This is a genomic window from Acinetobacter sp. ANC 4558, assembly GCF_002135375.1.
GTDB lineage: Bacteria > Pseudomonadota > Gammaproteobacteria > Pseudomonadales > Moraxellaceae > Acinetobacter.
Window position 1 is genome coordinate 12,499 of record NZ_NEGH01000011.1, and the last position, 25,453, is coordinate 37,951.

A 25,453-nucleotide genomic window follows, 5' to 3' on the forward strand; every position below is an offset into this window, starting at 1 on the left:
AAATGCCAATAGGATTTTGATTGAAACTCATGACGGTTATCACTCTGAATGGTATGGATGCGGAAAGGAAAATTTATCAATAACATTGACTTGATTATGTCTCTCTGGTGGGGTAGTCGTACACCTGAAATCAAGAGGTTTTGCTGGCGATAACGTCCTGCATTGTCATCATCAATATTCTTTAGAATAAGGTGGTGGATATTTCGAATTTGCCATTCAGAAAAAGGTTCTTCTTTGCGAATAATGTCTTCAACATAGTAGATCGCATTTCTATGGTTGATTGTCTTGAAATGTTCTTGTAATACTTTTCCACCAACAGTTATGCCTTCCAATATAACTTTTGTTTCTAGCAATGTAAGTGTATTGCCTTCGATTGCATTTGAATGATATGTCCAACGAACAATAAGATATTCTTATAGATTTTTTACAATTTCAGGAGAAAGAGGACAATGCTGATCTAATTTTGCTTTTAAAGCATCAATATTTTCAAACATAATCTTGTTCCTGCAGTTGTATTCTTAAATAATACATGAAAAAAGAAATGTTATATTATGTCATTTAGTATCGCATTTATACGTATTAAAATCAGTATGTTAGTTCAAATCCTAAAAGCGACTTTGAAAAAAATTAGCTTTTGTTTTTAATGTACTAAATCTAATTTGGGTAAAAATTGAATATATAATTTTTAAAATATTATAATTTATATTTAAAATCATTAAATTAGGTTTTGAGTTCAACCCCTGTAATTAAAAAATTATTTATTATAAATTAATCGCTTACATAAAAAATTTTTTATTGCCACATATTTTATTCCAAGAGCTGAAGTATTTAAGCTATACGTGCTACGCTAAGTTTCGCAATTTCTTGCTTGTTCTTATCCCCATGCAACCATTTAATATAGCATTTGATCAGCATTTATAGACTATGCCCAAGTTGGGTATATATAGATTAAATATCGAAAAAGAGAGTAGTAAAAGCTACTCTCTCTTTTTTGGTAAAGAGGATATTTGTATATATCTAAAATGTTAAGACTATGTAAATTAAATATTTTTTTGGAAATAAATTGCTACCTCCCAAAAAGAGATAAACAAGATAAGATGTACAATCCTCCTAACTTTTTTGCCACACTTATTTAAAATTCTATTATTATTTATTTACTAGAAATAGATAAAGCTAAGTATATTAAAATATTTGCGATTTATTTCACTTAAATATCAGGACGTATTTTGCCTTATTAAATCCTAAATTTTGTGATTCTGCATCATGACTTCTTGACTAATGATAGTTTCATATTTGAATTTTTTAAAATTAGGTGCAGAATATTCAAGTTGGGTTAGTATAAAAACCATTATTATTTAGTTTTTTGTACTAAAAAGCCCAGATGAATTTTAAAAGGCTTGTATGCCCTTTAGGGCGGTTTTCAACATTAGTTTCTTTTAAATATTTTGCTTCAATAGACCAATTTTGATCCCGATATTGGATAGCAGGGCCAACCGCAAGGACTTGTCCTTTTTGACCAATATCATTACCGCTGATACGATCTGATTTAACTTGTTTAAAGGCATAACCTTCTATTGCCAATTTGACATGATCACTTAATTTATAGCCTAAACTGTAGTCACCAGCAAAATATTCCCCAGATTTATAATGTATTTCATCATTTTCATCATTTTCATCATTAAAGCTATATGAAATTTTAGTCGAAATATCTAAGCCATTTAACGGCGCGTAGGTATAGGCAAGAATTGGGCGAATCGTATTATAGTTTTTGCCGACATTGGCAACTATAGGTTGATTTGCAGTGGGTGTATCGTACTTACCTGTGGCTAAAACAGTTTCTAGTGCTGCAATCCAATGATGGTTACCTTGATGCCAACCGAGCATTGAGCCGAGCACAATGTCACCTAAAATGGTATTTTTATCTGACATGCCTGCAACATTGAGGTTGAGATTAACCATAGGTTGAATGGCATAGAAACCGAGTTGTCCACCAAAATAATTTTGTTCAGTCATCCATACTAAGCGTGGAATGAGTGCAGTAAAATCAAGATGGAAATTATCGGGCCCATTAACATACTCGCCTGCATGATAATTTTGATAGTAAGTCAGTAAATATACACCTGCAGGTGGCAATGCGCCTGCCATCATGCCTTCTGCACCTAGTGCAAAGGAATCAGCCCCATTTTCAGTGGCAAGGACGGTTTGTGCAGTGCTTAAGCCTAAACATAAGGCGAACGAAAGTGCATGAGCTTTTTTCATGGAATATCCTTTTCATGAAGTTATTTTGTTTTAGATCAATTTAAAATCAGATATAACAGGCGATCTGTGGATAGATTGCCTAATATATTGTTTAAGCAATCGCGCGACGACGATCAATCACAGTTGATGGTGCAGTATCGGTATCTTGAGTTAATTTAAAATTAAACGTGATGTGTTTGAATGGTTTGGTTAAACCATGACGTGCCATTTGATCAGTGTCAGCAACATCAACTGCTGTTGCAACTAAGCCTTCACGTGTTACAAAAGCAAAATCATCCCAAAGGTATTGATCACCTTCGATATTAAATTGTGTGGTCAATTTGCGATAATTCGGCGCAGATACAAAATAATGTACATGCGATGGGCGATTGCCATGACGACCTAATTTATTCAGTACAGCTTGAGTTGTCCCTTCAGGAGGGCAGCCATAGCCCACAGGTATAGTGGTTAAAGCGGTATATTTGCCATGTTCATTAGTAAAAATGGTACGACGTAAATTAAAATCAGACTGTGATTTATCAAAGAAAGAGTAGTTGCCTAAGCCATTGGCATGCCAAATTTCAACTTTTGCATTTGGGATAATATTGCCTTGGGTATCGGTTACGGTACCTTCGATGATTAATGTATCGATATAATCTGATTCAGAACCATCATCCATACGGGCAAAGCCAACAGAAGCAGGTGCACCAGCCACATATAATGGACCTTCAATTGTACGTGGTGTACCGCCTGTAATTCCTGCTTTGGCATCTGCTTCATCAGCACGTAAATCGAGGTAATGTTCTAAGCCTAGACCTGCAGCCAATAAACCAAGTTCATGTGCCTGACCTGCATCGGTAAAATATTCTAAACCTTTCCAAACTTCTGTTTGAGAAATGTCTAAATCTTCAATGGCTTGGAATAAATCACCCAATAAACGGACAATAATTTGTTGAATACGTGCATCAACAGGACCTGTAGCCGTATCTACATTAATTTTTTGAACTAAAGCATCGATTTCTTGCCGATTCATCGTGATCTTCCTTTGATAGATGAGTAGTAAAATTGAATGATCTACGAGGAGTTTTAAGCATAGATCATTCGAAAATTATTGGGTTTGTGCATCTGTATGCAGTTCATATTTGGATTTAGATCAACTATATGTTGCTTAAATGCTTCTAAATAAAGCCGAACGTGCACCCGTAGTTGCACCATCAGCCGCACTTAAAAAACGTTCAGTATGAATATCTTTTTCAAACAAACGACTTTGCATTAAGGTTGAGATTGCTGCATCAATCATCGGTGGTGGACCACATAAATAAGCTTTATGACCACTGCATTTATTTTCAAAATAATTGGCAACAGCTTCATGGACAAAACCTGTAAAACCTGTCCAATTGTCTTTAGTTTTTGGTGCATTTAAAGCAGGGATATAGCGGAAGTTTGGATAATCTTTTACAAGTTGTTCAAAGATTTCACGGTTATACAATTCAGCGATATCACGTGCACCTTGGAATAAATACAAGGTACGATTATCCCCACTTTCTAATAAATCCATGATCATTGATTGCGGGCTAGATAAACCTGAGCCTCCTGCAATAAAGATCATGTCTTTTTCATCAGATTTACGTACAAAGAATTGTCCGTACGGACCTGAAAGGTCTAATTCATCGCCTACTTGTAGGTTTTTATGTACATAAGTTGTTGCTGCACCGCCTTGAATTTGGCGAATATGTAACTCAATCACATCGGCTTCGCTTGGTGAGTTAGCAATAGAGAATGCACGTGTACCTTCAATATCAGGGAATTGAATATTGACATATTGACCTGCTTGGAAATTCATAGTACGGTCAATTTGCAAGCGTACCCCTTTAATGGTTGGTGATAAGTCTTTAATTTCGATGACTTTGGCTTGGTAGTCTTGAACTAAATATCCGAGGAAATCTTCATCTTCATCGACATCCGCTTCAATCACCATGTCAGATTCTGGCTTACAGCAGCACGCGAGTACTTTGTTTTCTTCACGCTCAATATCCATCAAGGCAAATGAAGATGCTTCACCGATATCAAAAAAGCCATCGGTGACTTGTACTTTACAAGTACCGCAAGTGCCATGTCCGCAAGCGAAAGGCAACCAAACACCTTGTCGTAATGCTGCATCTAAAATGGTTTGATCTTCTTCAACCTCAATGGTCATACCAATTGGTTCAATAGTCACTTGATAAGTCATACGCTTACTCCTTTAAACGTGGCTGCTGTTGTAGCCTGTTAAGCCCGGGGTCACTAAGCGTAATAATGATTTGTGATCAAAACCGAGTTCTTCTAAAGTTTTAGAAAAATCATTGGGAATGGCTTGGTGGTTTAAGGTGAATTTTGCTGCTGACCAATCAATTTGACTAAATTCAGGATGTTGATGAAATCCACCTGTAATTTGTTGATCAATCAGGTCTTGTAACGTTTGTATTGGTGATACCACTAAGGCATGTGCTGCACAAAATAGGGTGTGATTGTCCCAACCCACATAAATGAGGATGTTGTTACCATAGTTCTTTTTTTGGTCACGTGCTTCAAAGTTGTAATCGGCTTGAATCGCTTGTACTGGCATGAAAATTCTCCTAATGTCCTTAAGGGAAGATCATTCCAAGATTTCACTTTATTTGAGTGGAATGATCTTCGATAAAATGGGTTGTGTTACACAGCACCTTTCCATTTTTTCCAGCGTTCTTGATCTGGAGAACCTTCAATGTCTAAATTGTCTGCACCGACGTTAAAGTTGTAATAGTCACGTAAAATGCTTTCTAAATCAGGACCGCCACAGTTGCCTTGTAAGATTTGGTTTACCGGTAACCATGCTTGGATATATTTTTCAGGTTCACGTTCAAAGATGTCATGACAACCATCTGAACAGGTGTGATAACGCTCACCTTTATAAATAGAATCACGGTAGCTAAATTGAGTTTGATCGCCATCCATTTCGGTAAAGGTCATCGGTATCTGACAGATTTGGCACAGTTGTGGTAGGCCATCACTATAAAAACGTTTGCCTTCTGCTTCCATCTTACGAGCAAGTTCCCATTTTGGACGGTAGTATTTGTCAAAAGTATCTGGGTATTTTTCAGATAACCAATCCATTTCTTCGTCTGTTGGAATCCACGTATGGAAGCCTGCAGCATGACCAAAGTTATAGAAAATCCACCATGCTTGATGCGATACGTGTTCTTTTTCTTTTTCAATTACTTCTGAATATTTTGGCATACGAATACCATAACGGCTTAAGTCTTTAAATAAAGCACCGCCTGCTTCTTCAAAGTAAGTTTCCCATGCTTCTTTCCAAGACATCACTTTATTCGGTAACATGTAATCCATCATCATGCCGACAATTGAAAGTAAACGTGTGCCACGCCAGAACCATTTATCAATCCACTCTTGAACGATTGGTACGTTATCTTCATGTTGCTCAAGTAAAAATTTAACGATTTCTAAACCGAGCGTCATGTGACGTGCTTCGTCAGACTGTGCAGAGAAACCGAAAGTCACTGTTGCCATGTCACCGTTATATGCTGCACCAGACATAAATGGCACAAATAAAAGGTTTGTTAATACATATTCAAAAGCAAAACTGATGGCTAATAAAAACTCGAATGGACCTGCTGAGCGTGCATCTTCAAAGAATGATTTTGGTACAGATAAATACCAAACACGATCATGCATGTGCGCCCAATCTTGGAAGCCATCAAAGAACTTGTTGTAATGACTCATCGCATGAATTTGTGTTTGTACATGACGCAATTCATCAATTGATTGCATTTGTGATGCAATACGTGCGCCGATTCCGCTAAATTGACGCCCAACATGCGCATAACCTTGATAAGCTTGGTATTCAAGTGGTGTGACGGCAGTTAAAAAGAGTTTGATGGCATTTAAATAACGTTCATTTGAAACATTCATTTGACCGTTATTTTGTGCAAATGCATCAAAAATGGCGTATAGTTTTTTCTCTTTTTCCGCTTGGTATTTCCAGTAAGAATCCATGGTTAAACGGAATGGATCTTCCCATTTCGACCAATCAGTGATTTTAATGCCTTCAAACTCTTCGTATGGGAAGGCATTTTTACGATCTGCATATGAGAAATCCCAATCCAAATCACGGGTAAGCATGCGATAACGGTCTTTAGCATTTAATTTTTTAGTTGCGGTTTTTGTCGCTGTTTTTGCTTGAATGTTCATTTGATTATCCTGTTATTGTGTCGCTCAGCGTTAAATGCTGAGCGTGCATTCCATGTTTAGTTCCACTTCAACGTGAACATGTCATCATCTTCATCAACGTTGCCACCAAGCGTGATCATGTTGAGTTGTAGTTCTTGGATGTTCCAATCCTGCCCGAGTTTTTCAGAAACAGTTTCGGCACGAATCACTAACTCACCTGTACTTTCTACACGGATCATGGCAGGGAGGTATTGAATTGTGGCTTCAGGGTTATCTTGTTCTATCGCTTCAATGATGTAGCGAGAAGTATCATTGTCTTGTAGTGCTAAATAAACTTTAGAAGTCATGTGGGCAAATTCCTTATGCATTGTCTGTTAAAGCAAAACCTGCTTTTTTACTGCGTTCTGAGATGGTGGTTAAAGCGGTTTCGATATCGGCATCGCCTAAAGCAAAACCTGACCACGTACTGAATGCGTCTTGTACTTGTGGTAAAAGTTCAGCAATCCATGTTTGGATTAAGGCTTTATTTTCTTCAGACTCAGTAGTGGCAAGTTTTAAAACAGGATCTGACCATTTGCGTAAGTCTGTTAAGCAGTCCTGCATAAACTCAATGAGCATTGCCATATCACGTGCGCCGTTCTCTACAAGGAGTTGATCAAACTGTCCATACACTAAACTTTGCATCAAGCTATCGATCAGCAATGTTTGTAAAATATATAACTTGAACCAATCTTGCTCAGTGAGGCTTTGCTCGCACAATTTGCGTAGAGGCTGCCAAGCAGCATCATTCATCCAAATGTCTTTGGCTTGTTGTAAAGATTCACCAGTGTTGCCATCAAGCAGTAAACCAATACGAGAAATGTATTGCGCCATTCCAAGACGATCCATTGCTGCAAACATACAGGCTTGAGTAATCACTGTACCGTAACCATAAGCACTACCAGACATCATGTGTAAGTTGGCAGTTTGCTCGACATAGCGGAAAGGAAGTAAGCAAGAAATCAATTTTTGCTTTACATCTTCACTTAAGTTTTCCACCAAATGACGTTTTTCAAAGAAGGCATAATTACTTTCAGCAATATCTTGTAAACGTGCACGATGTTGTACATAAGCACCATAATAAAATTGGCGTGGATCCTTAAATACATACCAATCTTTCATGATTAAAGCGGTATAACTCGGATCATTTAAAGTTTTTGATGGGTTCCATAAAGGGCGATAATGAAAGTTAGTCGTGCCTTGAATATCAAAACTTACTTCTTGATAACGTGTAGCGGGTTTATTGCCAAAACGGCGTTCTATATACGCATAAGTTTGGCGAATTGGCGAAATGATTGACGTTTTAATTTCTAAAGTCATCGTGATCTCCTTATAGATAAACTCTCAGATCTTCTTGATCTGCATCATTACAGTTTGAATTACTCTGAAACTGGATTTTCTACATTAAAAATATGTTTATTGGTTTGCATCAGTGCTTGTTGAGCAATTGGGTTCAGTACATCGGGTTCTTCACCATAACGCCATTTATCTTCCTGAGCATCATTCCAAGCTTTCTGTTCTTCATTCATTTCAATGACTTGATTAATTTCACAAAAATGCTGAAATGCTTGTTGAGGGAGAACAAGTTCTACAAAAAGGGTTGGATCTTGAATTGCAAAATCGAATTCAACAAATTTGGCATTTCGATCACCTGTAATACGGATGTATTTAGTGAGTTGAGTTGGCTGAGTAAGAACAGTCATTGATTCATCCTTTCATCGGTACATTGAATTCATTTCAACGTGAATTTTTATTTCTGAAAGCCTTAAATCAAAATGTGTGCCAAATTTATTAAATTCTAATTAATCAATTGCTTATGGGTTTTAAGTGGAATTAGGCAGAATAAATAGCTTTAAAAGTTCATGTAAAGATGAATGTTGAAGTGTAGATTTTCATTAAATGATGAAATTTTTTAAAATTATATTTATATAAGATTTTGATAATTAACTTTAAAAATAAAATACCTTAAAGGTATACTATTATAATAATAAGGTAGTAAAGCATTTTAGTCAGGATTAGGTAAGATGCATGTTATCGATATATAGCCAAGGATGGGTATTTCGTCATGCCTACAGCCAAAGATGCGAAATTTTACACGCAAATTTTAGAAAAAAATAAAGACATCCAAGATCTTTTGGATAATATTCAGTTTGATACGCAGCATGGAAAAATTTGGTTTGATGAGAATCGAATGTTGCTTATGCATACCCATATGATGGGTTATCTGCGTAAAGATCTTTGTAATATGTTGGGATGGGAAAGAACAAAGCGCTTTTTTATCCGTTGCGGTTATCAAGCTGGGATCCGTGATGCTGAAGTAACATCTCGATTACGCCCAAATTTAAATGAGGCGGAAGCATTTATGGCTGGTCCACAAATGCATAGTATTCGTGGCATGGTGCAAGTTGAAGTCAATCGGTTAGAACTTAGCCATGATAATAAAAAATTCTATGCAGATTTTAATTGGCTTAATTCTTTTGAAGCGGAAGTTCATCTCAATGAGTTCGGAACGGCAGATGAGCCATCTTGTTGGATGTTGCTTGGCTATGCTTGTGGTTATACCAGTTTGGTGATGGGACAAACGATTATCTATCAAGAAACTCATTGTGTTGCACAAGGCGATGATTGCTGTCGAATTATTGGAAAACCATTAGAAGAATGGGGAAATGCAGATGAACTCATTCAATTTATGTCACCTGACCCTGTGTCGGATGAATTAATTGCTTTGCAAGCAGAATTGAATGAGTTGAAAAAAAATATTTATACCGATGCTGAATCTGATTATGCGATGTTTAATTCGGTAGGTGAGTCTTCATCATATCGACATGTATGTGATTTATTGAAAAAAGCAGCAGGCAGTAAAGTTGCAGTATTACTGCAAGGAGAAACAGGTGTTGGCAAAGAAGCATTTGCACGTGGAATTCATGAAGGTAGTTCGCGGAAAGGTCAGCCATTTATTGCGATGAATTGTGCCAGTATCCCGCCGGATCTAATAGAAGCTGAATTATTTGGTGTAGAAAAAGGTGCATTTACAGGTGCACATCAAACTCGTATAGGTAAATTTGAACGGGCAAATCACGGCACAATTTTTTTAGATGAAGTGATTGAACTCTCAACACGTGCACAAGCAGCTCTATTACGTATGTTACAAGAAGGAGAATTTGAGCGAGTAGGGGATTATCGAACTCGTCATGTTGATGTACGAGTCGTAGCTGCAACCAATGAAGACTTAGAGCAAGCAGTAAAAGCTGGGCGCTTTAGAGCAGATCTCTATTATCGCTTAAATATATTTCCTGTCATGATTCCTTCTTTACGAGAGCGTCGAGATGATATTCCTTTATTGATTCAACATTTCTTGGTACGTTTTGAAAATATGTATGGCAAAAAAATAAAAGGTTTGAGCGATAAGGCCAAAAATTTCTTAATGAATTATGAGTGGCCAGGTAACATTCGGGAGCTTGAAAATTTATTAGAGCGGGCGACTTTACTGACGGATCATCAGCAGGAAATTAAACTTAGTCATTTGTTTCCGCAGATTAAAGAGGACATTGAAACAAAGCTTGAAAAAGTGAACTTAGATGCAGTAATACAAGATGGCTTTTGTTTAGAAGATCATGAAAGACAACTGATTTCTATCGCAATGCAAAAAGTGAATCATAATGTTTCTGAAGCAGCACGTGTATTGGGTATTAGCCGAGCAGCTCTGGATTATCGTTTAAAAAAGCAGGCTATTCATGGTAAGAAAGAGTAGATTTCAATTATATATAGATTGACTATTTATGGCGGGACCGTTCTAAATTTTGTGTAAGTATTGGCTTTGTTGCACGAACCTAGTATAGAAGGCTTATTCAGCAATATAATTTCAAAATGAATAAGTCTGCCCCTAAAATCTATTCTATAACCAATTGGTCCTCCTATAATCAAGCCTTAATTAACCGAGGTAAAATATTTCCATATGCTTTGATTTAAAGACTCAATGATATGCACAATCACAAGGCGAACTCAAACCTACTCTGATACGTAAGCGTCCGCTGAACACACCTTACGAATTCATCCTATAAGCCTTAATTTAGTTCCCACTTAAAAACAAGTGGGGACTTAAATTTATGGCGACAAATCATCAGATATCGAGGATATCAGTGAAAAGAGGACTGCTCTAAATTTTGTGTAAGTACTTAATTTTCATTTATCCTGAAAAGGATAATTACAAAAGGTACTTCACATGGATGAAGCAACAATTAAAAGTATGGCTGTTGAATTGGCTAAGGGTCTAAAAACACCAGAAAACTTAAACCAAATGACAGCCATATTTAAAAAGTTCATGATCGAAACTGCACTGAATACAGAACTCTCAGATCATCTTGGATATGAAAAGCATCAGCCCAAGAAAGGCTTAAACAGCCGAAATGGTTTTAGCTCTAAAACCGTTTCAACTCAAGATGGGCAACTGGCTTTAGATATTCCCCGTGATCGAGACGGTTCATTTGAGCCACAAATTATCAAGAAGCATCAAACGCGCATTACCAGTATGGGTGATCAAATCCTTTCACTGTATGCAAAAGGAATGACCAATCGAGAAATTGTCGCATTCTTTAAAGAAATGTACGATGCAGATGTCTCAGCATCACTCATAAGCAAAGTGACCGATGCTGTGATTGAGCAAGTGACTGAGTGGCAAAATAGAGCATTGGATAGTCTGTATCCAGTAGTCTATCTCGACTGTATCGTTGTAAAAGTCAGTCAACACTCCAATGTAATTAACAAGTCTGTATACCTTGCTTCGGGCATCAATATGGATGGGCAAAAAGAATTATTCGGTATATGGATTGCCCAGACAGAAGGTGCCAAATTCTGGCTATCCGTCATGACAGAACTCAAAAATCGAGGGGTGCAGGACATTCAGCTGTGTATCGTACATGTTGGACGCAATAGCCTGAGATTTGTAAGCTGGAAAGACTACAAGGCTGTTACAGTTGGTCTTAAAGCGATCTATCAGGCAAGTACAGAAGAAAATGCCTTAAAATCTCTAGATATCTTCTGTGATCAATGGAATCATCAATATCCGAAAATTGGAGAATCTTGGCGAGCCAATTGGGAAAATATCCGCACAATCTTTAGCTATCTAGCTGAAATACGTCATGCGATTTATACAACGAATGCGATTGAAGCTTTGAATAGCGTGATCCGCCATTCAACAAAAAAGCGAAAGATCTTCTCGTCAGATGATTTAGTGAAGAAAGTCATTTACTTAGCAACAACAAATGCTGCTAAGAAATGGACAATGCCAATTCAAAATTGGCGTTTAGCAATGAATTGGTTTACGATTCAGTTCGATGATCGATTAAAAGATCATTTATAAAAAATGAAACTTACACAAAATAATTTACAGGCTCGTGAAAAGTTAAATTTCCGACCCGCTCAGTTTTATAAAGAGCAACATGTTCGTGGTAAATGGGGGTGTGATCAATGTGATACATTAACTCAACAAGCAATACCGGCATATATCATTGAAAAAGGAATTGCAACACCTGAGTTACTGAGCCATGTCTTGGTCTCAAAGTATGCAGATCACTTACCACTTTATCGTCAACGTCAAATCTTTTTACGTGCTGGCGTAGATTTATCAAGATCTACGCTCTCCGATTGGATCGGTCGTTGTGGTGTTGAATTAGAGCGCTTAACTGATACTTTAAAAAAGTGATATTGCAACAGCAAGTTCTTCATACGGATGAAACCCTTGTGACCATCATGCGGTTAGATGGCAAAGAGAAAAAGCCAAAGAAAGGTTATGTTTGGACTTATGCCACTACTCAATATAAACCTATTCAAGCGGTGATTTAGGACTTTCAAGATAGTCGCTCTGGTGAACATGCCGAAGCTTTTTTAAAAGATTGGCAAGGTCATTTGGTCTGTGATGATTACAGTGGTTACAAAGCACGTTTCAAATCAGGTCAGATCATTGAAGTGGGTTGTATAGCACATGCTCGACGTAAATTTTATGAGCTGCATGTGCCTGGGAAAAGTGAAATTGCAGAACAGGCTTTAGCATTGATTCAGAAGCTTTATATGATAGAGGCTGAAATCAGAAAAAATACCGATGGTAGTGCTGAACAACGCCATCAGTACCGGCAACAATATAGTAAACTTGTTATGACGCAACTTCATGAGTGGCTACTACAACATTAACACGTAGTCCCCTCAAGTTCTGCAACGACCAAGGCGATTAATTACAGTCTCAAACGATTGTCAGCCTTAAGTCGTTATTTGGACGATGGTCATCTACCTCTTTGTGCAATAATTGGGTGAAAAATCAAATGCGTCCATGGGTTTTAGGGCGTAAGAGTTGGTTAGACGCTTACTCTGATACAGCAATTCAATGCTGTTTTAATGATCAAATCTCTATTTGCCTTTATTTACCTATGGCTACAGGCTTTGCGCAAAGCCTTATTTAATTATATGGTTTAAATTGGACAGCCCCGAATATCAGCGATATCTGTATCCAACTCTCTGTCGCAGATAAAACATATTGATATTGTGATAAGTTATCAAAAAGCAGTGATGAACTACACTTACTGGTAGACTTAACTGGTCTGAAGCTTTTAGGTGATAGTGAATGGAAATGCAAAAAACATCAGCCTGAATATCTTCGGTAATGGCTTAAATTACATATTGGTATAGATGCTAAAACCTTACAAATATGGGCTATATAACTCACAACAAGATTCGCAAGTTCTTGGTGATCTATAAAAAATTCCATCTGATGAACGAATTAACTCCGTCTATACAGATGGCACGAAATACTGCAGACAAGTTATTTTAGATCGATAAGCTTAGTACTAAGAACTTTGATAGCCAAGTCAATGAAATTTATACACGTATTAGCCATCTTAAATAAATTCATGGAATGAGATCTGCCTCACACCCAAATTTAAATTATACTGGTGGAATTTGTAATTAAGCCAATCCTCCTTAATATAGGATTGGCTTAATTACAGTTTATTTATAAAGTTATAGTATTTAAGGATGAAATTAAATCTGTAAATTTTTCACCCTGAATGACTACATGCTCTTTTAATAATTTTTCTGCAAGGACCTCATTACCATCTACTATTGCATTTAGTAGTGCTTCATGTTCGGAATATGAGTGATTCATACGATTATGAACCCTTAATTGTAATCTTCGATAAGGGTGTAAACGTTTGTGTAGTGAAGTTGCTTGTTCAATGAGAAAGGAGTTATGACTTGCATGATAAATTGCAAAATGAAAATTTTTGTTTTCCTCATAGTATCCTTCTGGATCATTATTAAATAAAAATTTCTCACAACTATTGTGAAGAGCAATCAATGTATTTTTTTCATCAAAACTGATACGTCTTGCAGCTAATCGACCGCACATTCCTTCAAGTTCAGCCATTACCTCAAACATCTCACATAGCACGATGGGTTGAATAGCTGGAATAATTGCACCTCGCCTAGGACGAATTTCAACAAGTCCATCGGCTGCTAATAATTTTAGAGCCTCGCGTACTGGTGTTCTAGAAACGTTGTAACGATCACATAATTCTTGTTCATCAAGCTTTGTACCAGGCATTAAACGCCCCAGAACAATATCATCCTCTAGTTTTTTAGTTACCTGAATAGATAGTGGTAAATTACTTGTAATATCCATAAACAATCCTATTGTATACAAAATATGTGAATTTGGATTCAAATTGCTTGATCTTTGGACACATCTAAATTATAACTATATCAAATTATGAAATTAATTTCATTTTTTACTAATCCAGGGAGGATTAAAAAATGTTGATTTATGGAACAGCCATTCTTGCAGTCTCACATTTACTGGGTGATTTTCTTGGAAAAGCTTTAGGTGCATTAATAGGCGTAGATGCAAATGTGGGTGGAGTAGCAATCGCAATGATTCTACTTATCTGTTTTAAAGAACTTTTAGCAAAAAAAGGTTTACTTTCTAAGACAACACAATTAGGGGTGTTGTATTGGTCAGGTATGTATATTCCAATTGTTGTTGCCATGTCTGCAGGTCAAAACGTTGTTGCTGCATTATCTGGTGGAATGGTAGGTGTGATTGTTTCTATCTTTGCCTTGGTAGGAACAGTATTTGTAATTCGTTGGTTAAATAAGTCTAGTGGTGACTATGATACATACGAATGGCCATCTACAAATAACGATGAATTGAATGCAGAGCAAAAATAATAATTTTATTAACGGAATAATTAAAACGGAAATTACACTATGGATTTATTAGTAGAAGTTCTAACTAAAAATGCGTTGGTTACAGCGCTAGCAATCACAGGTTTGATGATGTTGGTATCTCAAATGCTGTCTAAATATTTAACTAAGGGGAAGTTACAAAGTTCCGCTATTGCAATCACACTTGGTTTGGTCGTGGCATATTTTGCAGGTTTGTATACTGAAGGTACAAAAGGTATTTCTGACATTGCAATATTTTCAGGGTTTGCATTGCTGGGGGGAGCGATGATTCGCGATCTTGCGATTGCATCTACAGCTTTCGAGGTTGATGTACGAGAAGTAAAAAAAGCTGGGAAAGTTGGATTAATTGCATTGGCATTGGGTTGTGTTGTGCCATTTGTAGTTGGTGCTGGTATTGCATGGATGATGGGTTATAAAGATGCAGTCTCAATGACAACAATTGGTGCGGGTGCTATGACATATATTGTTGGTCCAATTACTGGTACTGCTATTGGTGCAACTTCAGATGTGATTGCGCTGTCAATTGCCATTGGTTTGATTAAAGCAGTTTTCTTTATGGTTGGTACACCACTTCTAGCAAAATTTATGTATTTAAAAAGCCCGCGTTCAGCAATGATATTTGGAGGTTTGGCGGGTACTACTAGTGGTACTGCAGCAGGTTTAGCTGGTACTGATGTTCGTCTAGTGCCTTATGGTGCATTAGTTGCAACATTTTATACAGGTTTAGGTTGTTTATTAGGACCCTCATTATTTTTCCTTGTTGTAAATGCCTTTTTTGGATAAATAGAAAATTTAAGCAATATTATTAAGAGGATTAGTGATGAATCATTTTACGGAAAATATGACGTGGGATACACAAAAAGCAAAAAGACAAAATAAGTTAGAACAGGCTAAAAAGAAAGGATTTAGTAAACAAGTAAATGCACAACAGGCAAAGGATTTACTTGAAACAGTAATTTTTTGTAGAGACCGTGTTTGTATTGAAGGAAATAATCAAAAACAAGCAGATTTTCTCTCTAAAACTTTAAGCCAGTGTGATCCACAAAAAATAAATGATTTGCATATATTGCAGTCAGTACTTGCTTTACCTAGTCATATTGATGTTTTTGAAAAAGGTATAGCATCTAAGGTGGACTTTTCTTTTGCTGGACCTCAAAGTTTACGTTTAGCACAATTGGTTCAGCAGCAAAAAATTAGTATTGGTTCAATACATACTTATCTAGAGCTTTATGGACGTTACTTTATAGATCTTATACCAAATGTGTGTTTGGTAACTGCACACTCAGCAGATCAATATGGAAATTTATATACAGGACCTAATACGGAAGATACGCCGCCAATTGTAGAAGCAACTGCATTTAAAAGTGGTATTGTCATTGCTCAAGTTAATGAGTTGGTTGAAGCACTCCCCCGTGTTGATATTCCTGGTGATTGGGTAGATTTCTTTATTGTTAGCCCAAAACCTAATTATATAGAACCATTATTTACTCGTGATCCTGCACAAATTACTGAAGTGCAAATTCTTATGGCAATGATGGTCATTAAAGGAATTTACGCACCATATAAGGTAAAACGTCTGAACCATGGCATTGGATTTGATACAGCTGCTATAGAATTGTTATTACCAACCTATGCAGCTTCATTAGGGCTGAAAGGTGAAATTTGTACGAATTGGGCACTCAATCCACACCCTACCTTGATTCCTGCTATTGAAAGTGGATTTGTTCAATCTATTCATAGTTTCGGGTCTGAAGTTGGGATGGAGGATTATATTTCTGAACGCTCTGATGTTTTCTTTACTGGTAGTGATGGCAGTATGAGATCTAATCGTGCATTCAGTCAAGCTGCTGGTTTATATGCTTGTGATTTATTTATTGGTTCAACTTTACAAATTGATCTTGAGGGAAATAGTTCTACTGCAACTGCTGATCGAATTTCAGGCTTTGGTGGGGCACCAAATATGGGATCAGATCCGCACGGTCGTCGTCATTCTAGCTATGCATATCAAAAAGCAGGACGTGAAGCGGTTGACGGTCGGTTAGTAAAAGGCCGAAAACTTGTGGTGCAGATGGTGGAAACTTATCGTGAACACATGCATCCAGTATTTGTAGAACAACTTGATGCATGGCAATTACAAGACAAGATGGCAAGTGATTTACCACCAATTATGATTTATGGTGAGGATGTTACTCATATTGTAACTGAAGAAGGAATTGCCAATTTATTACTATGTCGTACTGCTGAAGAACGTGAACAAGCAATTCGAGGAGTGGCTGGTTATACCCCTGTTGGTATGCAACGTGATCATGCCAAAGTTGCAGAGTTGAGACAGCGCGGAATTATTCAGCGTCCTGAAGATTTAAGCATAGATCCTACCTTAGCAACAAGAGATTTATTGGCTGCACAATCTGTTAAAGATTTAGTGAAATGGTCAGATGATTTATATAACCCACCTAGTCGTTTTAGGAATTGGTGATCACATGGAAAAATTACAGTTTCAACTTGACTCAAACAGCCCGAGTGCCACAAAACGATCAGTAATTTGTGGTGTTGTAGGCTCTGGGAATTTAGAAATTTTAGTAACTAAAATAGAAAATCAACATCAGTGTGTGATTGAAGTGAATACATCAGCTACTGGTTTTGAAAAAGTTTGGTATGCAGTACTTAATGAGTTTTCTCAACGATATGCTGTAAATGGCTATAAGTTTCAATTAAATGATATGGGTGCAACTCCTGCGGTAGTGAGCTTAAGGTTGAGTCAAGCGGTCGTTATGCTACAGGGGGCAGAGCATGAATAATTTAGGGATAAAAAATAGTTTTTATGAAAAAACAGCTCGTGGGCGTATTGCTGCGTTAGTCGATGAAAACAGTTTTTTAGAGATACTAAAACCTGGTGAGTATGATCTTAGTCCACATTTACAAGTTTTAGATATTTCTGGAAGTTTTGATGATGGTGTCGTGATTGGTACGGCAAGTATTCATCAACAACCTATTCATATTATTGCGCAAGAAGGGCAATTTATGGGAGGGGCAGTAGGTGAAATTCACGGTGCAAAAATTGTTGGTCTATTACTAAAAGCAATTAAAGATAAATCACAAGCAGTTGTTTTTTTAGTTGATTCTGGAGGGGTGCGTTTGCATGAGGCTAATGCAGGTTTAATCGCAATTTCTGAAATTATGCGTGCCATGTTAGCTGTGCGTAATGCAGGTATTCGTATTATCACGATGATTGGCGGTACTTGTGGTGCATTTGGTGGCATGGGTATTAGTGCTTGTTTAAGTAGTCATATCATTATGACTGAAGAAGGCCGCCTAGCACTGTCAGGCCCAGAAGTGATTGAAACGGTAAAAGGTGTTGAAGAGTTTGATTCTAAAGATCGAGCTTTAGTTTGGCGAGTGATGGGTGGTAAGAATCGCTATTTACTAGGGCATGTGGATACTTTAGTCGAAGACAATATGGATGAAATCCGGAAAGCAATTTTAACGATGTTGATAGCGCCACCAAAGAATATTGATATTGATACATTGACTAAACAGCAAAATAGTTTGAAGCAGCAATATCAGAAATGGATTGGTTATAAAGATGGTTTAGACATTTGGAAAGATTTGGGTATTCACCCTGCTGAAAAAATTCCAATGTTGTCAGCTAGTCAAGTGACTGAAATTAAAAAAGGATTAAATCAATGAATACAGAGCAAGTTTTAAATGCTTTATTTCCTGATCAATTAAATTATGAAATTGATGGATACTTTATAAAAGGGCAAGCAAATACAGCACAAGGTCATGTTCGTATCATTGGTACAGTCAATTCGGCACCAATTAATCAAGACATCGCGATAAAGATTGCAGATGAAATTTTGGATGTAATTCGGTTGGGACAAAGAACGCCTATTGTGTTTATTGTAGATACTCAAGGTCAAGCTTTATCTCGTACAGATGAATTACTTTGTTTAAATCGCACCTTTGCATATCTAGCTTCATGTGTCGATTTACTCCGTCGAGAGCAGCATCCTAATTTTTCGCTTATTTTAGGTGAGGCTGTTAGTGGGGGCTTTTTATCATATGGCTTAATGGCGAATGAGATTTATGCATTAGATGAATCTCGAGTTAAAGTCATGGACTTGAATGCCATGTCACGTGTGACCAAAATTCCTTTTGATCAATTACAGGCACTTTCGAAAAGTTCTGCTATTTTTGCACCAGGTGTAGAAAACTTTTACAAAATGGGTGCTATTAATTCAATTTGGAAAAATTTAAATATGGATTTAGTCACTAATGCAATTTTGAATCAGCGGCAAAGAATCGAAGACTTTAAGATAGATCAACGTCGAAACTTAGCTGAACAGCGGCAAGGTCGTTTGTTATGTAATGACGTAATCAGTAAAATTTTACATAGTTAAAGGAAAGACATAAATGGACCGCCATGACTTAGCTTATTTAAGTCAATCTGCAAATGTACACTTTCTGGAAGACTCCTTAACTGAACATCTAAAAGAGAAAGTACTAGCTTTATTGCAAGGTAATGTTCCATTCACGGTGTGTCGACAAGATCATGTTGATGAGGGAGATATTAAGCTGGCGATCAGTTGTTTTGTTGCAGGGATGAAATATCGAGTTGCAGTAACTGTAAATCAAACCGATATTTCTAAAATATCACGCCCTATAGCATTACATCACATATTACCAAGTTTTAATGAGTTATCGACACCAGTGTTTCTGAATTTCATTCAGCAAATGCAAATAATGGCATGTGAGGTTTACGTTTATGGCTCTTATGCTTATCAATATTTAACCAAGGAGCATTATGTCAATACAAATTCCGACTTAGATATCGTGTTATATCCAAAGTCTGAACAAAATTTAGAAGTAATATTAAATCATGTCCAAGAGTTAAAACAGCAAACAAATTTATGTATTGATGGTGAAATAAAAATCCATCCAGATTGGCATGTATCTTTTAATGAGCTAATTCAGATTTTACCCGATATAGAACAAAAAATTATTGTGAAAGGAATTAATAGAATAGGGCTATTTCCTTTAAAAGAAATATTAGGATGAACTATGCAGACACAGTTATTACAGTTTGATACTCACTTAGATGTTAATGCTTTTGCTCATTTGATTGATCAGTTAGCACAAGAAGCGCTTCTAGAAGAGGTTAGTTTAAATTTAAAACCTGGTTTGGTTTGTCGCAATAGCCGTGGTAGTCATACAGATATGGATCATAAATTATTTTTATTGAGTATTAACGCATTAAAAGGTTATTGCCATGATCAATTTTTATATGGCTATCATGCCGTAGATTTTGAAAGAATTAGACAGCGCGGCTTATTAGCCGAACAAGATATGCTAAAAGAAACTAAAGATATTAATACGCATAAAGGTGCGATTTTCAATTTAGGATTTGCCTGTGCAGCAATTGGTAAATGTGTTGCAGAAAATAGAAAAGTTAAAGCTTCAGAAATATCGAAAGTATTACAGTTAAATTGGAACCATAAATTATTACATCATCTTAAACGTCATCAATCTAATCATGGACAACAAATGCGAGAGAAGTATGGGATAACAGGTGCTATTGAAGAAGTTGCCTCGGGATTTATTACCGTACGCGAGATTGGATTGCCATGTTTTAAACGAACATATTTGAAAACGCAAGATATTGAATTATCGAGTATACAGACTTTATTTAGCCTAATAGCGCATGTTAAGGATACTAATATTGTTTGGCGTGGAGGCCTATCTTCATTGTTGATTGTGCAAGATATGGCAAAAGACTTCCTTCAAGCCGGTGGAGTCCTACAAGTAGATTGGCGGCAACAAGCTCAGCAAATATGTGACTATTTTGTACAGCAGCGTTTAAGCCCTGGCGGTAGTGCAGATTTGCTTGGTGTCACCTTATTTTTATACAAGGTAGAACATGAATTTCGCAATATTATTTAGTGGACAGGGATTACAAACGTGGAAGCATATTGATGAATTATTGACTTATAGTGATGATGATGAAATCAGAGCGTGCTTGCAACAAGGTCTTCCTGAAATATTTGAAAAAGATTTACAGCAATTAGATATTTACGACAATCAATTTGCTCAACCTTTTATTTTTGCATTGCAATGGTGTAGATGGAAAAATATTAAAACTATAGTTGATGAGGTTAGTACGTTCTCTGGATATTCCTTGGGTGAGCTGAGTGCTTTAATTTGCTCTACAGAAACAGATCTAGCGACAGGTTTAGCACTTGCAAGAGAACGTGCTCGACTAATGTCAGACGTGGTAAGCGAGCAGGGCAGTTTAGTTTCTGTTCAGGGATTAAATATAGAACAATTAAATGAGCTACTTACACTTACACAAACAGAGTTATCTATCAAGCTAAATGATAGTAGTTGCATTGTTGGCGGTTTATCTTCAAATCTTCAAGAATTGAAGTTTCGAGCGAAGTTAGCTGGCGCACAGATTAAAACCTTAAGTGTTTCAATTCCTTCGCATACATCTCTTATGTATAGTGCAGTAGCACCATATCGGGCATTTCTAAATCAACAACAATTCAAATCACTTTCAGCACCCCTTATTAGTGGGACAGGAGGTGTTAAGTTGTATAACCAATCTCAAGCTATTGAGATGCTTAGTTATCAAATGGATCATGCAATAGATTGGAATTTATGTTTGGAATCATTAAAAGAAAATTTACCCGATGTGGTATTAGAAATTGGACCAGGTAATGTATTAAGCAAAATGATGCTAGAAATTCAGCAAAATGTCATTGCAAGGTCAGTTGATGATTTTAAAACTATAAATGGTTTAAAAGAGTGGTTGCAACGCTTATTAGAACGTTGAGTTAACGTATTTTATGCCGATATCTTCAATGAAAGTATGAAATCGGTATTTAAGTACATTGGATGAAATGTAAAGGATTTACAAATATGCAAGATCATCAGTCAATATCTACTATTCCTATATTACAAAAAGCCACAGACAAGTTCTTTTCTTTATGTGATCGCCTAAAAAGTATTGAAGCTATTGGAGGCACGGTGTTATTAATATTTGCCGTTATAGCAATGTTTTGGGCAAATTCACAATATGCAGAAAGCTATCAAAATTTTTTACATAGTGAGATTACATTAAATATTGCTGGCTGGGTACTCTCAGCCGACGTACATTTTATAATTAATGATATTTTAATGACAATATTTTTCTTGGTTGTCGGACTCGAGGTTCGTAGAGAAATATATGATGGCTCATTAGCTGATTTACGTGTCGCATTTTTACCTATTATGGCTGCTTTTGGTGGTGTTTTAGTACCTGCTTTAATTTATTGGACAATTAGTTCACCAAACATTAGTCAAGGCTGGGCAATACCAACAGCTACAGATATTGCATTTGCTGTAGGAGTATTGGCTTTACTTGGTAAAAGTGTTCCATCTTCAGTTCGTATATTCTTACTAACATTAGCTATTATTGATGATATTGTGGCTGTTCTTATTATCGCAGTATTTTATTCTAGTGGTTTAGATGCCGTTGGTTTGGGGTATTTTATTGCTGGTATAGCAATCATTATTCTATTACAGAAAATGGGGATCTTTTCAATATTTCCCTATATTTTTCCAAGTATTCTAATTTGGTATGGCCTATTAAAAGTTGGCATTCATCCGTCTTTAGCAGGTGTGTTAATTGGCTTGATGACACCAGTATTCTCTCGTCCAAACTCTATTCGTCCTTTGCAACAAATTGAAAATATATTAAATGAATATAAACATGCAGAGGCTAGTGACCCACAGAAATCTGTAACGAAATTAAAGCTTGCTCAACGAGAACTTATTAACCCTATAGAACGTGTAAGTTATTTATTTTCACCATGGGTCGCTTTTTTGATTATGCCTTTATTTGCCTTAGCTAATGCGGGGGTGGATATTGGTAATGTAGATTTAGAAATGATGGGTTCAATGAATATAATGGTAGCAATCACAATTGCATTAGTCGTTGGTAAGCCATTAGGAATATTTTTAACAACTTGGTTCTTTATTTTTATTGGCTTAGGTCGTGTTCCTGCTGGTTTTAATTATCACTGGTTATTTTTAATTAGTTGTTTAGCTGGTATTGGTTTCACTATGTCTATTTTTATTGCGAACCTTGCTTTTACAGATACTATTCTACTATCTTCAGCCAAAATTGGAATTCTGATAGGCTCGAGTATTGCTGCAGTTTTAGGATTGGTTATTGGTTTGTGGGTGATTTATTCCATGAAAATAAAGTCTCTTTAAATTGTAATCTTTAGTATTTTTCTCTTTGATATGAAAGTACTTTATTTAAATTTATTTCTAGAATGTAAATAAAGTAGCCCTGTGGCTCAGTGTATTAAATCAAATTTGACTGAAAATTTGGTAAAATTAATTGCCACATTTTTTGCCACACTTATTTAAAACTCTATTATTAGTTATTAATGAGAAATAAATAAAAGTAAGCATATTCAATTGCTTGTTGTTTACAGCGCTAGATAGAGTTGAGCTTAAGTGAGTTCAACTCCTGCCATCTCCACCAAAATTTAATTCAGAGATGTTCGGCTGGATGTGAAAAATCCTTTAAATTCAATATTTAATGGCTTTTTTATTGGCTGTATTGTCCGATACTGTCCTAAGCTGTGTGACCCAATTTTTGCCTTTTGTGGGTAATAATTGGGAAAATTTACCCAATTATTTTTAGTCTAGATAAAGGGTAAATACAGATGAAGCTCCAACTTGCGGTTCGGGCTCTTTATTATTACGTGTTAAACGTGAAGTGAAAGATGTCGATATGATTTATGGTCTTACATAGTGATCTGGTGAATGTCGGCTATATCATCAATTTGCTACAAATGGCTGTAAACTCAGACAATGAAGATAAACGTCAGCAAGATGAAGCACAAGTACATGATTTAATAGGTAGCGATGTCTCTCTTCATGAAAAGCAAGGCTTAATTGAAAAGTTTATTGCTGAAAATATGCCTAAAATGTTGAATGGGGAGAATGAATGTAGCGCAAGTATTTGCTGAGTTTTGGGATGCAGAAAAAGAGCAGGCGTATCAATATTTATGTGAACAAGAAAACTTAAAGCCTGATGTTCTGAAAAAAGTACTCGATAACTATGAGTTTACCCAGCGATTACCACGCCAAGAAGAATTGACTGATTTACCTAATTTTAAAGTCAAGCTATTTGAACGAGAAAATGTATTTAGTGCATTACTTGCGAAGACACGACAATTTATTGAAAAATTTTATACTGGGCTTTAAATAAAATGACTACTTTGATATATCCATACAGTCATATGGCTGCATGGAAATACGATGTTTTTGAAACATGGGTAAAATTGGGTAATGATATTTAGACATATTTCAGTTAATGATTAGGGTCTGTTGACATTTGATGTATAAAAAATAGCGAGTAAGTAAAATTCAATCGCCAAACCAAATTTACTACTCGCTATGCCTCGTACAATGCTGAATGATCAACACTGGTCAAAGTTAGAAACTATTCTGCGTAATTTTGATATTTATCTCAAACGAAATCTTCGAAATTTTATTGAAGCTATTCTTTATCGAATTAGAACAGGTTGCCCATGGCGAGATTTACCACCAGATTTTGGTAATCCAAATTCAATATTTAAAAAATATAGTCGTTGGTCTAAACATAATAAGCTGCTGAAAATATTTAAATTAATCAGTAAACATACAGATAAAGTGTGGATTTTTATTGATAGTTCTCATATTAGAGCGCATCAGCACTCTGCTGGGTTAAAAGATCAAGCTATATCAAAAAGCATTGGTGGGAATAGTTCAAAAATACACTTGGCCGTTGATTCTTATGGTAATCCAATTGAAATTATGATCACGAATGGAACAACACATGATGTTAAGGTTGCACCTGAGCTAGTTGAAAAATTAGATTTGGAAAAAACTGAGGTCTTATGTGCAGATAAGGGTTATGATTCTGAACCATTACGAGAGCAAATCAGAGCAACAGATACCGAAGCTAATATTCCACGGAAGTCAAATACTCAGTCCAACAATAATCATATGGATTGGAATTTATATAAAATTAGGCACTTAGTGGAAAATACTTTTGCAAGATTGAAGCAATTTAGAGGAATAGCAACTCGATATGACAAGCTAAAACGTAATTATGAAAATGCGGTTGCTTTAGCTTGCATATACATGTGGTTGCCATTATGAAATGTCAACAGACCCTAATTTTTTATAAATAGATTTAGTCAGTTAAACTACCACCACCTCAAAAGAGTATTTAAAATAGCAATAAAATGTATTTTAGTGCATTAAATTTTAGCTAGCTAAATGTGAAAATTAAAAAAGCACATATTGTAAAAACAATATGATTGTTAATAAAAATAAAATGTATAACAATAAAAAACAAATCCAGATTGTATTTTTAATAATCTGTGCCTTTAGTATATCTGGTCTATCTTTAGCACAGGACTTTGACCCAGCCGTTGATGGTTTAATTCAGAATCAACAACGCCAAACCGAACTTGAAAAAATTACTCAACCACAACGAGATGTCTTGTTAGAACAAGCACAAAATAAATCACCTATTACATTTCAAGAAATTGAAGATCAGAATTGTTTTCCGATTCATCAAGTCAAATTAAACGGAGATATGAGCATCCGGTTTGAAAAATATCTAAAACAGACTTTAAAAGGATTAGAATTTAAAGATGGTTTATGTATGGGGGGAGCAGAGAATTAATCTGCT

General features: G+C 36.1%; 23 protein-coding genes and 6 pseudogenes. 19 read left to right on the plus strand and 10 right to left on the minus strand.

Features of this window, described 5'->3' with window-relative positions:
* Positions 1-102 precede the first annotated feature (102 nt).
* The 9 genes and pseudogenes from B9T31_RS13120 to B9T31_RS13160 all read right to left on the minus strand — a co-directional run.
* Positions 103-494, minus strand: a pseudogene (locus B9T31_RS13120) (Fic family protein); the annotation flags it as partial.
* A gap of 874 nt (positions 495-1,368) precedes the next feature.
* A complete protein-coding gene (locus B9T31_RS13125; RefSeq protein ID WP_086182398.1) occupies positions 1,369-2,259 on the minus strand; it encodes a SphA family protein in 891 nt (296 codons plus the stop codon).
* Between the two features lie 91 nt (positions 2,260-2,350).
* Positions 2,351-3,271 carry a catechol 1,2-dioxygenase gene (gene catA / locus B9T31_RS13130; RefSeq protein WP_086182399.1) on the minus strand — a complete coding sequence of 307 codons (921 nt, stop codon included), beginning with the start codon at positions 3,269-3,271 and terminating at the stop codon, positions 2,351-2,353.
* Positions 3,272-3,406: 135 nt separating this feature from the next.
* Positions 3,407-4,468 carry an NADH:ubiquinone reductase (Na(+)-transporting) subunit F gene (locus B9T31_RS13135; protein WP_086182400.1) on the minus strand — a complete coding sequence of 354 codons (1,062 nt, stop codon included), beginning with the start codon at positions 4,466-4,468 and terminating at the stop codon, positions 3,407-3,409.
* Between the two features lie 12 nt (positions 4,469-4,480).
* Positions 4,481-4,843 carry a phenol hydroxylase subunit P4 gene (locus B9T31_RS13140; protein ID WP_086182401.1) on the minus strand — a complete coding sequence of 121 codons (363 nt, stop codon included), beginning with the start codon at positions 4,841-4,843 and terminating at the stop codon, positions 4,481-4,483.
* A gap of 86 nt (positions 4,844-4,929) precedes the next feature.
* Positions 4,930-6,465 (minus strand): aromatic/alkene/methane monooxygenase hydroxylase/oxygenase subunit alpha, encoded by a 1,536-nt coding sequence (locus B9T31_RS13145; protein ID WP_086182402.1) that lies wholly within the window; start codon positions 6,463-6,465, stop codon positions 4,930-4,932.
* Between the two features lie 56 nt (positions 6,466-6,521).
* Positions 6,522-6,791 carry an MmoB/DmpM family protein gene (locus B9T31_RS13150; protein WP_086182403.1) on the minus strand — a complete coding sequence of 90 codons (270 nt, stop codon included), beginning with the start codon at positions 6,789-6,791 and terminating at the stop codon, positions 6,522-6,524.
* A 13-nt stretch (positions 6,792-6,804) separates the two neighbouring features.
* Positions 6,805-7,803: an aromatic/alkene monooxygenase hydroxylase subunit beta gene (locus B9T31_RS13155; protein ID WP_086182404.1), complete on the minus strand. Its 999-nt coding sequence runs from the start codon at positions 7,801-7,803 to the stop codon at positions 6,805-6,807.
* Positions 7,804-7,862: 59 nt separating this feature from the next.
* The gene (locus B9T31_RS13160) at positions 7,863-8,186 is read right to left on the minus strand and encodes a phenol hydroxylase subunit (protein ID WP_086182405.1); all 324 of its coding nucleotides are present in this window, start codon (positions 8,184-8,186) and stop codon (positions 7,863-7,865) included.
* A gap of 362 nt (positions 8,187-8,548) precedes the next feature.
* On the opposite strand from B9T31_RS13160, the gene mobR reads away from it, so the two are divergent.
* The 5 genes and pseudogenes from mobR to B9T31_RS18065 all read left to right on the plus strand — a co-directional run.
* Positions 8,549-10,234 (plus strand): phenol degradation transcriptional regulator MobR, encoded by a 1,686-nt coding sequence (mobR, locus tag B9T31_RS13165; RefSeq protein WP_086182406.1) that lies wholly within the window; start codon positions 8,549-8,551, stop codon positions 10,232-10,234.
* A 116-nt stretch (positions 10,235-10,350) separates the two neighbouring features.
* Positions 10,351-10,460 (plus strand): annotated as a pseudogene (locus B9T31_RS17690) (IS5/IS1182 family transposase); the annotation flags it as partial.
* A 245-nt stretch (positions 10,461-10,705) separates the two neighbouring features.
* Complete coding sequence (locus tag B9T31_RS13170) at positions 10,706-11,842, plus strand: IS256 family transposase (RefSeq protein ID WP_086182407.1); 1,137 nt, start codon at positions 10,706-10,708, stop codon at positions 11,840-11,842.
* A gap of 3 nt (positions 11,843-11,845) precedes the next feature.
* Positions 11,846-12,669 (plus strand): annotated as a pseudogene (gene tnpC, locus B9T31_RS13175) (IS66 family transposase).
* Between the two features lie 146 nt (positions 12,670-12,815).
* A pseudogene (locus B9T31_RS18065) lies at positions 12,816-13,308 on the plus strand (transposase); the annotation flags it as partial.
* 175 nt (positions 13,309-13,483) lie between these two features.
* On the opposite strand, the gene B9T31_RS13180 reads toward B9T31_RS18065, so the two are convergent.
* Complete coding sequence (locus B9T31_RS13180; RefSeq protein WP_086182408.1) at positions 13,484-14,152, minus strand: GntR family transcriptional regulator; 669 nt, start codon at positions 14,150-14,152, stop codon at positions 13,484-13,486.
* A 131-nt stretch (positions 14,153-14,283) separates the two neighbouring features.
* Here B9T31_RS13180 and madL point away from each other — a divergent pair, with 131 nt between their 5' ends.
* The 14 genes and pseudogenes from madL to B9T31_RS17930 all read left to right on the plus strand — a co-directional run bounded on the left by madL (position 14,284) and on the right by B9T31_RS17930 (position 25,447).
* A complete protein-coding gene (gene madL, locus B9T31_RS13185) occupies positions 14,284-14,697 on the plus strand; it encodes a malonate transporter subunit MadL (protein WP_086182409.1) in 414 nt (137 codons plus the stop codon).
* 39 nt (positions 14,698-14,736) lie between these two features.
* Positions 14,737-15,498: a malonate transporter subunit MadM gene (madM, locus tag B9T31_RS13190; RefSeq protein ID WP_086182410.1), complete on the plus strand. Its 762-nt coding sequence runs from the start codon at positions 14,737-14,739 to the stop codon at positions 15,496-15,498.
* Positions 15,499-15,535: 37 nt separating this feature from the next.
* Positions 15,536-17,191: a malonate decarboxylase subunit alpha gene (gene mdcA, locus B9T31_RS13195; RefSeq protein WP_086182411.1), complete on the plus strand. Its 1,656-nt coding sequence runs from the start codon at positions 15,536-15,538 to the stop codon at positions 17,189-17,191.
* Between the two features lie 4 nt (positions 17,192-17,195).
* Complete coding sequence (gene mdcC / locus B9T31_RS13200) at positions 17,196-17,513, plus strand: malonate decarboxylase acyl carrier protein (protein WP_086182412.1); 318 nt, start codon at positions 17,196-17,198, stop codon at positions 17,511-17,513.
* Positions 17,506-18,402 (plus strand): biotin-independent malonate decarboxylase subunit beta, encoded by an 897-nt coding sequence (locus B9T31_RS13205; RefSeq protein ID WP_086182413.1) that lies wholly within the window; start codon positions 17,506-17,508, stop codon positions 18,400-18,402. Before mdcC ends, B9T31_RS13205 begins: the two co-directional genes overlap by 8 nt.
* Entirely contained in the window at positions 18,399-19,115 is a 717-nt protein-coding gene (gene mdcE, locus B9T31_RS13210; protein ID WP_086182414.1) for a biotin-independent malonate decarboxylase subunit gamma, read from the plus strand. The genes B9T31_RS13205 and mdcE overlap by 4 nt, the downstream gene beginning before the upstream one ends.
* Before the next feature lie 13 nt (positions 19,116-19,128).
* Positions 19,129-19,773, plus strand: a complete 645-nt coding sequence (gene mdcG / locus B9T31_RS13215) for a malonate decarboxylase holo-[acyl-carrier-protein] synthase (protein ID WP_086182415.1) — start codon at positions 19,129-19,131, stop codon at positions 19,771-19,773.
* Positions 19,774-19,776: 3 nt separating this feature from the next.
* On the plus strand, positions 19,777-20,655 hold the full coding sequence (gene mdcB, locus B9T31_RS13220; RefSeq protein WP_086182416.1) for a triphosphoribosyl-dephospho-CoA synthase MdcB: 879 nt from the start codon (positions 19,777-19,779) through the stop codon (positions 20,653-20,655).
* Entirely contained in the window at positions 20,633-21,547 is a 915-nt protein-coding gene (locus B9T31_RS13225) for an acyltransferase domain-containing protein (RefSeq protein WP_086182417.1), read from the plus strand. The genes mdcB and B9T31_RS13225 overlap by 23 nt, the downstream gene beginning before the upstream one ends.
* Positions 21,548-21,633: 86 nt before the next feature.
* Positions 21,634-22,971, plus strand: coding sequence for a Na+/H+ antiporter NhaA (locus B9T31_RS13230; protein ID WP_086182418.1), 1,338 nt, complete (start codon positions 21,634-21,636; stop codon positions 22,969-22,971).
* 469 nt (positions 22,972-23,440) lie between these two features.
* Positions 23,441-23,512: pseudogene (locus tag B9T31_RS18255) on the plus strand (hypothetical protein); the annotation flags it as partial.
* Positions 23,511-23,976: pseudogene (locus B9T31_RS13235) on the plus strand (type I restriction endonuclease subunit R, EcoR124 family); the annotation flags it as partial. The pseudogenes B9T31_RS18255 and B9T31_RS13235, both read left to right, overlap by 2 nt.
* Positions 23,977-24,168: 192 nt before the next feature.
* On the plus strand, positions 24,169-24,915 hold the full coding sequence (locus tag B9T31_RS13240) for an IS5 family transposase (protein ID WP_086182419.1): 747 nt from the start codon (positions 24,169-24,171) through the stop codon (positions 24,913-24,915).
* Positions 24,916-25,093: 178 nt separating this feature from the next.
* Entirely contained in the window at positions 25,094-25,447 is a 354-nt protein-coding gene (locus B9T31_RS17930; protein WP_213033238.1) for a hypothetical protein, read from the plus strand.
* The last annotated feature ends 6 nt before the right edge of the window (positions 25,448-25,453 follow it).